This window comes from Janthinobacterium sp. TND4EL3 (genome assembly GCF_900156175.1).
Lineage (GTDB): Bacteria > Pseudomonadota > Gammaproteobacteria > Burkholderiales > Burkholderiaceae_D > Janthinobacterium.
Window position 1 is genome coordinate 252972 of the sequence record NZ_FTMV01000006.1, and the last position, 12490, is coordinate 265461.

At 60.1% G+C, this 12490-nt stretch carries 14 protein-coding genes; 4 read left to right on the forward strand and 10 right to left on the reverse strand.

All coding sequences use genetic code 11. From position 1 onward, the window contains the following. Positions 1–41 precede the first annotated feature (41 nt). From BXA07_RS12255 to BXA07_RS12265, 3 genes are all read right to left on the reverse strand, one after another. Positions 42–1115, reverse strand: a complete 1074-nt coding sequence (locus BXA07_RS12255; RefSeq protein ID WP_076568193.1) for a serine hydrolase — start codon at positions 1113–1115, stop codon at positions 42–44. Between the two features lie 177 nt (positions 1116–1292). Next, a complete protein-coding gene (locus tag BXA07_RS12260; protein ID WP_076568194.1) occupies positions 1293–2012 on the reverse strand; it encodes a nitroreductase in 720 nt (239 codons plus the stop codon). A gap of 14 nt (positions 2013–2026) precedes the next feature. After that, the gene (locus BXA07_RS12265) at positions 2027–2878 is read right to left on the reverse strand and encodes a DMT family transporter (RefSeq protein ID WP_244556260.1); all 852 of its coding nucleotides are present in this window, start codon (positions 2876–2878) and stop codon (positions 2027–2029) included. 415 nt (positions 2879–3293) lie between these two features. Between BXA07_RS12265 and BXA07_RS12270 the strand changes: the two genes are divergently transcribed. Beyond that, entirely contained in the window at positions 3294–3860 is a 567-nt protein-coding gene (locus BXA07_RS12270) for a phasin family protein (RefSeq protein ID WP_076568196.1), read from the forward strand. 143 nt (positions 3861–4003) lie between these two features. On the opposite strand, the gene BXA07_RS12275 is transcribed toward BXA07_RS12270, so the two are convergent. From BXA07_RS12275 to BXA07_RS12305, 7 genes are all read right to left on the reverse strand, one after another. Beyond that, positions 4004–4726 (reverse strand): ABC transporter ATP-binding protein, encoded by a 723-nt coding sequence (locus BXA07_RS12275; protein WP_076568197.1) that lies wholly within the window; start codon positions 4724–4726, stop codon positions 4004–4006. Beyond that, positions 4723–5496 carry an ABC transporter ATP-binding protein gene (locus tag BXA07_RS12280; RefSeq protein WP_076568198.1) on the reverse strand — a complete coding sequence of 258 codons (774 nt, stop codon included), beginning with the start codon at positions 5494–5496 and terminating at the stop codon, positions 4723–4725. Before BXA07_RS12280 ends, BXA07_RS12275 begins: the two co-directional genes overlap by 4 nt. Before the next feature lie 15 nt (positions 5497–5511). Continuing rightward, a complete protein-coding gene (locus BXA07_RS12285) occupies positions 5512–6729 on the reverse strand; it encodes an ABC transporter permease subunit (protein WP_076568199.1) in 1218 nt (405 codons plus the stop codon). A 22-nt stretch (positions 6730–6751) separates the two neighbouring features. After that, positions 6752–7681, reverse strand: a complete 930-nt coding sequence (locus BXA07_RS12290) for a branched-chain amino acid ABC transporter permease (RefSeq protein ID WP_076568200.1) — start codon at positions 7679–7681, stop codon at positions 6752–6754. 301 nt (positions 7682–7982) lie between these two features. Continuing rightward, positions 7983–8930 carry a 4-hydroxy-3-methylbut-2-enyl diphosphate reductase gene (ispH, locus tag BXA07_RS12295; protein ID WP_076568201.1) on the reverse strand — a complete coding sequence of 316 codons (948 nt, stop codon included), beginning with the start codon at positions 8928–8930 and terminating at the stop codon, positions 7983–7985. A 9-nt stretch (positions 8931–8939) separates the two neighbouring features. Further along, the gene (locus BXA07_RS12300) at positions 8940–9395 is read right to left on the reverse strand and encodes an FKBP-type peptidyl-prolyl cis-trans isomerase (RefSeq protein WP_076568202.1); all 456 of its coding nucleotides are present in this window, start codon (positions 9393–9395) and stop codon (positions 8940–8942) included. A 153-nt stretch (positions 9396–9548) separates the two neighbouring features. After that, on the reverse strand, positions 9549–10790 hold the full coding sequence (locus BXA07_RS12305) for a hypothetical protein (RefSeq protein WP_076568203.1): 1242 nt from the start codon (positions 10788–10790) through the stop codon (positions 9549–9551). A gap of 315 nt (positions 10791–11105) precedes the next feature. Here BXA07_RS12305 and radC point away from each other — a divergent pair, with 315 nt between their 5' ends. The 3 genes from radC (at position 11106) to rpmG (ending at position 12453) form a co-directional block, all read left to right on the forward strand. After that, positions 11106–11780: a RadC family protein gene (gene radC / locus BXA07_RS12310; protein WP_076568204.1), complete on the forward strand. Its 675-nt coding sequence runs from the start codon at positions 11106–11108 to the stop codon at positions 11778–11780. 246 nt (positions 11781–12026) lie between these two features. Next, complete coding sequence (rpmB, locus tag BXA07_RS12315) at positions 12027–12263, forward strand: 50S ribosomal protein L28 (protein ID WP_010400928.1); 237 nt, start codon at positions 12027–12029, stop codon at positions 12261–12263. Between the two features lie 22 nt (positions 12264–12285). Then, positions 12286–12453, forward strand: a complete 168-nt coding sequence (rpmG, locus tag BXA07_RS12320) for a 50S ribosomal protein L33 (RefSeq protein WP_010400929.1) — start codon at positions 12286–12288, stop codon at positions 12451–12453. Positions 12454–12490: the final 37 nt, after the last annotated feature.

The following is a 12490-nucleotide window of genomic DNA, read 5'->3' on the forward strand; positions in this document are numbered from 1 at the left end:
GTTAGTGCAACGCAGCCCTGGACATTCGCATTGAAACTTAATCAGCCGCCGGGCAGGCTCATGTGGGCGGGTTTGAGTGCCTCCAGCCACTTGCGCATGCGTCCCGCGTCGGCCGTGCGCGACTGTTTCCCCTTGGAATCGAGGAAGACCATGATCACGGCCCGTCCTTCGATGACGGCCTGCATCATCAGGCAGCGCCCCGCCTCGTTGATGAAACCCGTCTTTTGCAAGCCGATCTCCCAGCCCGGATTGGCCACCAGGTGATTCGTATTGCCAAATTGCATGGGCTGGCCGCTCGCTTCGACGATGGCTTTCGGGTCCGTCGAGTACTCGCGCAGCAGCGGATGGCGGAAGGCGGCCATGGCCAGCTTGCCCAGGTCGCGCGCGCTGGCCACGTTCATTTTCGACAAGCCGCTGGAATCGACGTAATGCGTATCCATCATGCCCAGCTGGCGCGCCTTGCTGTTCATGGCGTCGACAAAGGCGGGCAAGCCGCCCGGATAATTGCGGCCCAGGGCCGAGGCGGCGCGGTTTTCCGAGCTCATCAGGGCGATATGCAGCATATTTCCGCGCGTCAATTGCGAGCCCACTTTCAGCCGTGAGCTGCTGAACTTGGCGCGGTCGACGTCCTCGTCCGTGATCGTCAGCAACTCATCCATGTCCTGGTGCGCTTCGACCACCACCAGGCCCGTCATCATCTTGGTGATGGAGGCGATGGGCAGGGCCACATTGGAATTCTTTTCAAACAACACTTCCGAGTTGGCCTGGTCCAGCACCAGCGCCACGCTCGATTTCAAGTCAAGCGGATCGCGCGTCAGGTTCAGGCCCGCCAGGTCGCCCATGGTGGGCATCGGGGCGGCCATGGGCACGGCCACGCTGCTCACTTTCTGATAGATGACCTTGCGCTTGCCGCGCACCATGACGACGCGGCGCACGGTCTTTTCGCGTGGCGCAGCCGTCGCGCCCTTGCGCAGCACGACCTTGACTTTCTTGGTGTTGTGTTTCTTGGAGGCTGAGGATTTGCCATTCGCGTCCCTGGCGTGCACGGCCGCAGCCGGCGCCAGCGCAAACAGCAGGGAAGCCAGGACACCCAGCGCAAGTTTAAACTTAGCCATTCGATAATTCCCCGTGAAGCTGTTGCCTTATTGCAGTGTAGCGAAATGCAGAGTAATCGCAAGCCCATTTAACAGTTGGGACATTATTTATTGCGGCAATGAAAGACAAATCGTTGGCGTTCCGCAAACAAGCTCATCCTTAATCCGGCATTTACTTGTGCATACCGCTATGCATGACTAAACATCCATGAATTTAACAAAACCGGACACGGGCTCGCGTTCCGTATTGAGGCGGTTTTCAACCTTGTCCGGGTCCGCATGGCCCAGCGCCATGCCGCACACCACCATTTCGCTGGCAGGCAGGCCCAATTCATCACGGATGATGTCATGGTAATGGATGAAGGCCGCCTGCGGGCAAGTGTCGAGTCCGCGCGCCCGCGCGGCCAGCATGATATTTTGCAAGAACATGCCATAGTCGAGCCAGGAGCCCTGCTCCAGCACCCGCTCGATGGTGAAGATCAGGCCCACGGGCGCATCGAAGAACTGGAAATTGCGCCCGTGCTGGGCCGCCATGCCGGCCGTATCGCCCCGTTCCAGGCCCAGCAGCTGATACAGGTCCAGGCCGATCTTGCGGCGGCGCTCGATGAAGGGCGCCGTCCACTGGCGCGGATAATAGGTGTACGAGGCCGTGCGCGCGGGCGCGTCGGGCGCTTTCGGCGCGTCGTAGGCGGCGAGGATGCGGCGCGACAGGCGCAGGCGCGCTTCGCCCGACAGCACGTAGACTTTCCACGGCTGCATGTTGGCGCCCGAGGGCGCGCGCGCCGCCACTTCCAGGATGCGCGCGATATCGTCCTGCGCCACCGGCGTGGGTAAAAAGGCGCGGATCGAACGGCGCGACAGGATGACGCTATCGACGGCTTGCTGCGCCGACGGTGTTTCAAATGCTTGCTTGCTCACTGCCCTGCTCCCTGCTATTTCTTGACGACAAATACCACGCCGACCACGGCCACCAGCATGCCGGCAATGCCCAGCATATTAAACGCTTCGCCAAACATCAGCCAGGCCATCACGGCCGTCGTGGGGGGCGTCAGGTACAGCAAGCCCGTCACTTTTGTCGCGTCGCTGCGGCGGATCAGGGCAAACAGCAGGAAGATGGCGCCGATGGACAGCACGAGTACCGACCACAGCAAGGCGCCGATAAAATTCGCCGTCCATTGCACGTTGCTGAAATGCCAGTCCAGGCCTTCGTAGTACAGGGCGAACGGCAGCACCACGACGATGGAGGCGGCAAACTGCACCACCGTGCCGGTGCGCAAGTCGAACTGCGGACAGTGGCGTTTTTGATACATGGTGCCGGCCGTCATCGACAGCAGGGCAAACACGCACAGCAGCACGCTTTCCACCGTCAGTCCCACGAGGTTGATCTTCGCATACACGACGAGGGCCACGCCCAGCAGGCCGAAAAACAGGCCCAGCCACTGGCGCGGACGCACGGATTCACCGATCAGGGGCGCGGCGCAGGCCGTCAGCACGGGCTGCATGCCGACAATTAATGCTGACAGGCCGGCCGGCATGCCCAGCTTGATGGCGCACCAGACGCCGGCCAGGTAGCCGGCCTGCATCAGGATGCCGGCCACGGCGATCTGGCGGAACTGCCCCACGGGCCACGGCGCGCGCAACAGCAGCACCAGCGGCAGCAGGATCACCAGCACGCCCAGGAAGCGCAGCAGCAAAAAGGTCAGCGGCGGCGCATACGGCAGGCCGAACTTGGCCACGATAAAACCTGTGCTCCATAACAACACGAAGAAAGCGGGCAAGGCCATCGGCGCCACGGTGGTCAGGAAGGGGGCTTTGCCGCTGGCGCCAGCGGCGGCGGGAGGATTGGACATGGTAGCAACTCGGGAAACGGGGTCGGCACCGGGCGCTGCGCCAGTGCGGGAGGCAAAGTCTAGCATGCTGCGCCGCACCCGTCCCGAAAGGCGGGGAAATAATAGTTTAGAGTTAAACCATTACTACGCTGCGAACAAACATTTCTCTTTAGAAACAATGGTTTTTGATGCAAATCTATTCAATTGTTGCATCGCACAAGAATCGCTTGACTTGATTTTTTTTCGCCGTAGAATAGGGTTTGTTGCGTTGCACAATTCTTGTTCAGCTTGAAAAATTTAGATTCACCTGCTTTCCCAAACGGTACACGCAGCATCAAATTAACCAGATTTCGATTTTTTGGAGATTTATATGTTTTCAATTCCTGAGCAATTTTCGTCCGCTACCAAAGCCAACCTGGAAGCCCAGTTCGCCCTGTTCTCGTCGCTGACGGGCAAGGCCTTCGAAGGCATCGAAAAGATCGTCGAACTGAACCTGACTGCCGCCAAGGCAACGCTGGAAGAATCGACCGCTGCCGCCAAGCAATTGCTGTCGGCAAAAGATCCGCAAGAATTCTTCTCGCTGAGCGCAGCGCAAGCCCAGCCTAGCGCCGAAAAGGCCATCGCCTACGGTCGTCACCTGGCTGCCATCACATCCGGCACGCAAGCTGAATTCAGCAAAGCGGCTGAAGCGCAAATCGCTGAAACCAACCGCAAGGTCATTTCGCTGGTCGATGAAGTCACGAAAAACGCGCCAGCCGGTTCGGAAAACGCCGTCGCCATCCTGAAAAGCGCCATCGGCAACGCCAATGCCGGCTACGAGCAGTTCACGAAAACCAGCAAGCAAGCCGTCGAAGCCATCGAAGCGAACCTGGCGTCGGCCGTGAACCAGTTCACGCAAGCGGCTGAAAAAGTCGTGCCACGCACTGCTGCCAAGTAATTGTTTTATGGACCGTCGATGACGGTCCCGCACGCCTCCTCAAGGCATCCATGCCGCTACTCGCCCACGGATGCCAGCATGCCCCAGCCCAGCTGGGGCATTTTTTATGCCTGAACGCTTCCTGACGGCGCTTGCTCGCCCGCTTACTCGCCCAGGTACGCCGCCTTCACGCGCGGGTCGTCGAGCATGTCGGCCGCGTTGCCGCCCATGGTGACCAGGCCGGAATCCATCACATAGCCGCGGTGCGCCGCCTGCAGGGCCAGGCGGGCATTCTGTTCGACCAGCAGGATGGTGATGCCTTCGGCCGACACCTTGCGGATCACCTCGAAGATTTTCTCGACCATGATGGGCGACAAGCCCATCGATGGCTCGTCGAGCAGCAGCAGCGTCGGGTGGCACATCAGGGCGCGCGCCATGGCCAGCATCTGCTGCTCGCCGCCCGACAGGGTACCGGCCATCTGCGCCGCCCGCTCCTTGAGGCGGGGAAACACGTCGAACCATTTGGCGATGTCATCCTCGACACCGGCCTGGTCCGTGCGCGTGTAGGCGCCCATCATGAGGTTTTCGCGGATCGACATGCGCGTAAACACGCCCCGCCCTTCCGGCACCATGGCCAGTTTTCTTTCCACCAGGTGGAACGACTTCGTACCCTTGAGCGTTTCGCCCAGGTAGCTGATCGTGCCTTCGACCTTGCATGCGGGCAACGTTCCCGTGATGGCTTTCAGGGTCGTCGTCTTGCCGGCGCCGTTCGCGCCGATCAGGGCGATCAGCTCGCCCCGGTTCACTTCCAGGTCGATGCCCTTCACCGCCTTGATGCCGCCGTAGGCCACGTGCAGGCCCGCCACTTTCAGTACGGTATTGCTCATGCGTGCGACCCTCCCAGATAAGCCTCGATGACGGCCGGGTTTTGTTGTATTTCGGCCGGCAAGCCTTCGGCGATGCGCTTGCCATATTCGAGCACCGTGATGCGGTCGCACAGCCCCATCATCAGTTTCACGTCGTGCTCGATCAGCAGCACGGTCTTGCCTTCCGCCTTGATTTTCACCAGCAACTCGCGCAGGGCCAGCTTTTCCGTCGCATTCATGCCGGCCGCCGGCTCGTCCAGGGCCAGCAGGGTCGGGTCGGTGGCCAGCGCGCGGGCGATTTCCAGGCGCCGCTGGTCGCCATACGACAAGAAGCGCGCCGTGCGGCTGGCGAACTGGGCAATGCCAACGAAATCGAGCAATTCCATCGCCCGCTGGCGGATGGCCGCCTCTTCCTCGCGCGCCGCCTTGTGGCGGAAGATGGCGCCGAACACGCCCTGGTGCGAGCGCACGTGGCGCCCCACCATGACGTTTTCCAGCGCCGTCATGTCGCCGAACAAACGGATGTTCTGGAAGGTGCGCGCGATGCCCGCCTTGGCCACCTTGTGCGGCGCCGACGGCGAATACGGCTTGCCGGCCAGCTCGAAGGTGCCCGTGTCGGGCTGGTACAGACCCGTGATGACGTTGAAGAAAGTGGTCTTGCCGGCGCCGTTGGGGCCGATCAAGCCATAGATTTGCCCTTGCTTGATGGTAATGCCCACGTCGGTGAGCGCCTGCAGGCCGCCAAAACGCTTGTTCACGCCGGCGATATTGAGAATGATCTGGTCGCTCATGGTGCTTTCCCTTCCTTAGGCGGACACGACGCCGGTCGACTTGCCGGGCTGGTCGATGTCGTTGTCGGGCCGGTCCTCGTGCTTGGGTGCGGGCCACAGGCCGGCCGGACGATTGAGCATGATCAAGACCAGGGCCAGGCCATACAGCAGCTGGCGCAGCACTTCCGCTTCGATCACCACGTGGCCGAACAGCGCCTGCTGGGCCGGCTCGACGACGTGGCGCAGCACTTCCGGTATCGAGGCCAGGATCACGCCGCCGAGGATGACGCCAGGAATATGCCCGATGCCGCCCAGCACCACCATGGCCAGCACGGCAATCGATTCCGTCAGGGCAAACGATTCCGGCGAAACAAAGCCCTGGAACGAGGCGAACATGGCGCCGGCCACGCCGCCGAACGAGGCGCCCATGGAAAAGGCCAGCAATTTGACGTTGCGCGTATTGATGCCCATGGCTTTCGCGGCGATCTCGTCTTCGCGGATGGCGACCCAGGCGCGGCCCAGGCGCGAATGCTGGAGGCGCTTGGTGACGAACACGACGGCGATGCACAGGAACAGGAACAGAAAGTAATAGGCATTGACGGACGGCATGGAAAAGCCGCCGACCACGACCGTGCTGTTGCTGCCCGCCTCGCCCGCCAGGTTGACGCCGAAAATACGGATGGGGTCGATCAAATTGATGCCTTGCGCGCCATTCGTGAAATTGATGGGATCATTCAAATTGTTCATGAAGATGCGGATGATCTCGCCAAAGCCCAGCGTCACGATGGCCAGATAGTCGCCGCGCAGTTTTAATGTAGGCGCGCCCAGCAGGGCGCCGAAAAATCCCGCCACGGCGGCGGCCAGGGGCACGATGGCCCAGATCGACAGATGGATGCCGTGCTCGCGGATTTCCGGTCCCATCAGCTGCACCAGCGAGTCGCCCAGCAGCGGATACTGGTTCACCACCGATTCGAGCAGGATGGCGAACTGCGGCGAGGCGAGCAAGGCCGTCAGGTAGGCGCCCACGGCATAGAAGGCGATGTAGCCGAGGTCGAGCAGGCCGGCAAAGCCGACGACGATGTTCAGGCCCAGGGCCAGCATGATGTACAGCAAGGCCATGTCGATGATGCGCACCCACGAGTTGCCGAACTGGGCGGCAAAGAAGGGGAACACCACCAGCAGCGCGGCCAGGCCCAGCATGCCGGCGTAGGCCTTGATCGGATTTTTCTTAGTGTCAAAATCGAGTAGTGCCATGATTTAATCTCCCAGTGTCACATCAGGCACGGTCGGCCACGCGTTCGCCCATGATGCCGGACGGGCGCAGGGTCAGCACGATGATCAGTACGACGAAGGCAAAGATGTCCTGGTAGTGGCTACCGAGGAAACCACCGGTGAAGTCGCCGATGTAGCCGGCGCCCAGGCTCTCTATGATGCCCAGCAGGACGCCGCCCAGCATGGCGCCATAGATATTGCCGATGCCGCCCAGCACGGCCGCGCAAAAGGCCTTCAGGCCGGGAATGGCGCCCATCGAATATTGAATGGACGAATAGTTGGCGCCCCACATCACCCCGGCCACGGCCGCCAGCAAGGCGCCGATGGCAAACGTGGCGACGATGACCTTGTCGGAATCGACACCCATGAGTCCGGCCACGCGCGGGTTTTCCGCCGTGGCCCGCATGGCGCGGCCCATGCGCGTTTTTTCCACCAGGATCACCAGCGCGCCCATCGACAGCGCGGCCAGGGCCAGCAGCAGCACTTGCGTTTGCGAAATCACCGCGCCGCCTATATTGATGGGGTCGGTCGACAGCAGTTGCGGGAAGGGCAAGGGATTGCGCGTCCAGATCATCATGGCAAAGGTTTGCAGCAGGATGGACACGCCGATGGCGGTAATCAGGGGGGCGAGACGGGGGGCGTTGCGCAGGCGGCGGTAGGCGACCCGCTCGATGAGAATGTTGACGAGGATACAGACGGGAATGGCGCCGAGGATGGCGGTGGCCAGTTTCAGGTAACCGGGCCAGTCCGGCACGTAGATGCCCAGCAGCTTGAGAATGCTCAAGCCCACCATGGCGCCGATCATGAGCACGTCGCCGTGGGCAAAGTTGATCAGGTTCAAGACGCCGTACACCATCGTGTAACCGAGGGCCACTAAGGCATACATGCTGCCCAGCACCAGGCCGTTGATGATTTGCTGGATGAATGTATCCATGGTCAGATTGCCCTATCAAATATACATTTTTCGGGAACAACTTCCGCCGGAACATGGGTCGCTGATACAAAAACGGCACCGGAGGAAAATTCCTGCAGTGCCATCCCTGGACCGTTCTCACCAGCATGGTGCACGCACTCAAAAAGGGCGTGACCGTGCTTGGCTATAACGACAACACATTCAAGCTTGAGGCAATCATAACGATCTTTTGCAAAAACTAAACTTGGAATAAGTTGATCATTTCCGAATTAAATTCGGTTTTGAGGTGACTATTTCATCGATACTCAATCACCCCACCGACTCAGGCGACGTCGCGCTTGATGCCGTCCAGGCCTTTAGGCATCGGGAAGGTGACGGCCTCCTGCACGCCGTCGAGCGGACGCACGCTCTTCACGCCGCACTCCTTCAGGCGGTCGATGACGGCTTGCACCAGCACCTCGGGCGCCGACGCGCCGGCCGTCACGCCCACGCGCAGCTTGCCTTCCAGCCAGGCGGGGTCGATCTGCGAGGCATTGTCGACCATGTAGGCGGGCGTGCCCATCTTCTCGGCCACTTCGCGCAAGCGGTTCGAATTCGAGCTGTTCGGGCTGCCGACGACGATCACCACTTCCACTTGCGGGGCCATGAATTTCACGGCTTCCTGGCGGTTCGTGGTGGCGTAGCAAATGTCGCCTTTTTTCGGCTCGGAAATATTCGGATATTTCTGTTTCAGGGCCTCGATAATGTCGCGAGTGTCGTCAACTGACAACGTTGTTTGCGAAACATAGGCCAGGCTGTCCGGATTGGCGACCTGCAGTTTCGCCACATCGTCGAGCGTTTCCACCAGGTGCATGCCCATGTCGGCCTGACCCATCGTGCCTTCCACCTCGGGATGGCCGTCGTGGCCGATCATGATGATCTCGCGGCCTTCGCGGCGCATCTTGCCCACTTCCATGTGCACCTTGGTGACCAGGGGGCAAGTCGCGTCAAAGATGCTCAGGCCGCGCGCTTCGGCCTCGGCGCGCACGGCTTTCGACACGCCATGGGCGGAAAACACGAGCGTATTGCCGGCAGGCACGTCATCGAGGTCGTCGATGAAGATGGCGCCCTTGTTGCGCAAATCGGCCACCACGTAGGCGTTATGGACGATTTCATGGCGCACGTAGATCGGCGCGCCAAATTGCTGCAGGGCGCGCTCGACGATTTCGATCGCCCGGTCGACGCCAGCGCAAAACCCGCGGGGCTGGGCCAGTAACAGTTCCTTATCCATCGCTACTCCTTACAGGACCGAGATGAGCTGGACTTCAAAACGCAGCGGCTGGCCGGCCAGCGGATGATTGAAGTCGAACAGGGCCGAATCGTCGCGCATTTCGCGCAGCACGCCGGCAAAGCGGCCGCCGCCCGGGGCGGCGAAGTCGACCAGGTCGCCGATCTTGTAGTCGGCGCCCGGCACGGAGTTTTCGTCCAGGGTGGCGCGCGAGACGGACTGCACCAGCTCGGGATTGCGCTCGCCGAAGCCTTCGCCGGCGGCCAGTTCGAACGTCTCGTGCGTGCCTTCAGGCAAGCCCAGCAGGCGCTGCTCGAGGAATGGCGCCAGCTGGCCCTGTCCCAGCATCAGGGTCGCGGGATTGCCGCCAAAGGTGGTGACGATATCAGTACCGTCAACAGTGGCAAGACGATAATGCAGGGTGAGGTAGGCCGCTTCGGTGACGACTGCTGGTTGCTCGTTGGACATGGTGGGTTTTCAAGTAGCTGGTGCAAAACGATATTGTAAGCCACACTGGCCGCGCCTGCCCCATGGCTTCGTCAAAGAACGGCGGACGCGTGCACAAGCAGGAGAAAAACGGGAACAGGCAGGCGCGCCGCGGCGCCCGCCTGGAGGGAAGCATCAGTTGGCGGCAAGCTCGGCAACATTGGGCAGGCTGTCGAGCAAGGCGGCCACGTCCTGGCGGGACTCGCTGGAAAAGCCCATCTGCGCCGTCACGTTGATCTTGCCGTCGGCCTCCTGCGTGGCCGCGAAGCTGGCAATGCCCAGCGCGCGCTCGAACAGTATCACCTTCTTGCCGCTATTGAGATCGGTGGCCGACACCTTGCCCAGCCCGCCTTCCTGCGACACGAGGATAGGCCGTCCCGGCACATTGAACCAGTTAATGCGCCAGAAATAATGGCTCATGTTGCGCGTGCCATTGGGTTCGAAAGCGCTTTCAAAGGAATCCATCTGCGCGCATTTGGCGATAAAGTAATTTTTTTGCTTGCACGCGCTCATCACCTGCACCTGCTTGCTTTCCAGCGAAATATTGACTGGAACGAGGCGGCTGTTCTGGATATTGAGCAGCGCATAATCCTCTTTCTTGTTCATGCCCACCGTGGCGCCCAGCGACTGCACGGCGCTGAACAGGCCCGCCAGGGAGTTGCCGCCTTGCGTGCCATTCGAGGTGGGCGTGCGTTCGAGCAGAATATAGCCCGTATTGGCAATATCACCATTTTGCAGGGCGGCAATAGAAAACGCCTCCGGTGCGATGATATTCGTCGTGCCATTGCCGGGGATATAGCGGAATCCCGTATTGTCGCGGGCGATCACGAAGCCGCGCGACGACGGTATCAGGCGGTAGCCATTGAATTTCTTGCCCGTCACCGTGGTGACTTGCCACAACATCCCCTGCTTTTGCGCGGTGGCAATGGTAATCGGATCGGCATTGGACAGGGCACGGCCGACCTTCACTACATATTCACCGGGACTGGTTTCCGCCAGATACGTAAAATCGCCCGACTGCGCATCAAATCCGTAGGTCGTGATCTTGCCTTCGGGATCGATATAGCGTTGACCATTGATGGCAAAACCGTCGCGGAAGCGCTCGAACTGCACGCCGTGCGTCAAGGTCGGGAACTGCTTGAAAGCAGTTGCCAGGTCCGCGTCACTGCGTTGCGGCAACAGCGTGGCCGGTGCAGCCTGCTGCGCCATGGGCTGCGGCGCCATGCCCTGCGCCTGCAGGGCGCGCCCCATTTGCTGCTGCAACAGCATGGTCAGCATCTGTTTTTGTTGTTCCGGCGTCAGGGCGTCCAGGTTTTGCGCTTGCACCGGCTGGGCGGACATCAAGGCGGCGAATAACAGGGTGATACTTTTTTTCATGAGGTCGTCGTCGATTCATCAGGAAGGTCAAAATTGCAGCCCGACTGCACTGCTCGGCATTACCGGCTACCACATGGGCATGACTAAATTGGCAATAATCAATATCATAAGTCATACATGATTAAATTGCCAACAGGAAATAATATGGCCCCCATGGCAATTCATGCCGGCACGTCGCCACGGCGCGTCTTAGGCCCATATCAGTACGCCACGCCGCGCCGTGACGATAATGCAGTGTGAGGCGGCGATCACGGCGCTGGCCGGGACGGGACGTCCCACTGGCACACCCGCCAAGGCGCGACGAAGGAGGACAGCATGGGCATCAAGGATTGGCCGGCCGGCGAGCGGCCGCGTGAACGCCTGATCGAAGATGGCGCGCACACGCTGTCGGACGCGGAATTGCTGGCCGTCTTCCTGCGCACGGGCGTGCGCGGCAAGAGCGCCGTGGAACTGGCGCGCGACACGGTCGAGCACTTCGGCTCGCTGCGCGGCCTGTTTGGCGCCAGCCTCGTGAGTTTTTCCGCCGTGCATGGCATGGGCAGCGCCAAGTTCGCCCAGCTGCAAGCGGTGATGGAGCTGGCGCGGCGCGCCATCATCGAGGACTTGCAGGCCGGGCAAGCCCTCAATTCGCCGCACGCCGTCAAGGACTACTTGCGCCTGGCCCTGGGCCACCTCGCGCATGAAGCGTTTCACGTGTTGTTTTTGGACGTCAAGAACCGCCTGATCGCGACCCAGGAAATGTTTCGCGGCACCCTCACCCACACCAGCGTGTATCCGCGCGAAGTCGTCAAGCAGGCGCTGCTGCACAATGCGGCCAGCGTCATGCTGGCCCACAACCACCCGTCCGGCACGCCGGAACCGAGCGAAGCGGATTTATTGCTGACGCGCGCGCTGGCGCAGGCCTTGTCCCTCGTGGAGGTGCGCATCCTCGACCATTTCGTCGTGGCCGGACGCCATGTGCATTCGTTCGCGGAACACGGCCAGATCTAGGCCCGATCCGATGCCAGCGTAGTTAACCATGTGTAAACAAGGACATACGTGACAACGCCCGGCAACTTATCTAGCAGTAAACACACTGGTTTACAAGCGCGCGCCCCATGAAAACACCTGGAAATCAAATTGTTAAATTAGTTCGCAACAACAAGACACAATTGTTTTTCGCAAGTCATTGATAAATCGGCTTATTTTGGATATACTCTCGTTTTTCCAATTTGGAATATCTTTAAGGAGTGCGCCATGGCACGTGTTTGCCAAGTCACTGGGAAGAAGCCGATGGTCGGCAACAATGTTTCCCATGCAAACAACAAAACCAAACGTCGTTTTTTGCCTAACTTGCAGAATCGTCGTATTTTTGTTGAATCTGAAAACCGCTGGGTCTCCCTGCGTTTGTCCAACGCCGGTCTGCGCGTCATCGATAAAGTCGGCATCGACGCCGTATTGGTCGATATGCGCGCTCGTGGCGAAAAAGTCTAATTAGCAGAATAAGGGAGCTATCATGGCAAAATCAGGCCGCGACAAAATCAAGTTAGAATCGACCGCCGGTACGGGTCACTTCTACACGACCACCAAAAACAAGCGTACGACGCCTGCGAAAATGGAGATCATGAAATTCGATCCTAAAGCACGCAAGCACGTAACGTACAAAGAAACCAAGATCAAGTAATTGATATTGTGTTCTGTAAAAAGAGCCGCTCCAATGA

What these genes read in the sequence shown, in the direction of transcription:
- ispH (WP_076568201.1), bottom strand. Translation starts at nt 8,930, where the DNA reads ATGGATAAGGAACTGTTACTGGCCCAGCCCCGCGGGTTTTGCGCTGGC.
- BXA07_RS12270 (WP_076568196.1), top strand. Translation starts at nt 3,294, where the DNA reads ATGTTTTCAATTCCTGAGCAATTTTCGTCCGCTACCAAAGCCAACCTG.
- BXA07_RS12275 (WP_076568197.1), bottom strand. Translation starts at nt 4,726, where the DNA reads ATGAGCAATACCGTACTGAAAGTGGCGGGCCTGCACGTGGCCTACGGC.
- rpmG (WP_010400929.1), top strand. Translation starts at nt 12,286, where the DNA reads ATGGCAAAATCAGGCCGCGACAAAATCAAGTTAGAATCGACCGCCGGT.
- BXA07_RS12285 (WP_076568199.1), bottom strand. Translation starts at nt 6,729, where the DNA reads ATGGCACTACTCGATTTTGACACTAAGAAAAATCCGATCAAGGCCTAC.
- BXA07_RS12265 (WP_244556260.1), bottom strand. Translation starts at nt 2,878, where the DNA reads ATGGCCTTGCCCGCTTTCTTCGTGTTGTTATGGAGCACAGGTTTTATC.
- BXA07_RS12280 (WP_076568198.1), bottom strand. Translation starts at nt 5,496, where the DNA reads ATGAGCGACCAGATCATTCTCAATATCGCCGGCGTGAACAAGCGTTTT.
- BXA07_RS12305 (WP_076568203.1), bottom strand. Translation starts at nt 10,790, where the DNA reads ATGAAAAAAAGTATCACCCTGTTATTCGCCGCCTTGATGTCCGCCCAG.
- rpmB (WP_010400928.1), top strand. Translation starts at nt 12,027, where the DNA reads ATGGCACGTGTTTGCCAAGTCACTGGGAAGAAGCCGATGGTCGGCAAC.
- BXA07_RS12290 (WP_076568200.1), bottom strand. Translation starts at nt 7,681, where the DNA reads ATGGATACATTCATCCAGCAAATCATCAACGGCCTGGTGCTGGGCAGC.
- BXA07_RS12300 (WP_076568202.1), bottom strand. Translation starts at nt 9,395, where the DNA reads ATGTCCAACGAGCAACCAGCAGTCGTCACCGAAGCGGCCTACCTCACC.
- BXA07_RS12255 (WP_076568193.1), bottom strand. Translation starts at nt 1,115, where the DNA reads ATGGCTAAGTTTAAACTTGCGCTGGGTGTCCTGGCTTCCCTGCTGTTT.
- radC (WP_076568204.1), top strand. Translation starts at nt 11,106, where the DNA reads ATGGGCATCAAGGATTGGCCGGCCGGCGAGCGGCCGCGTGAACGCCTG.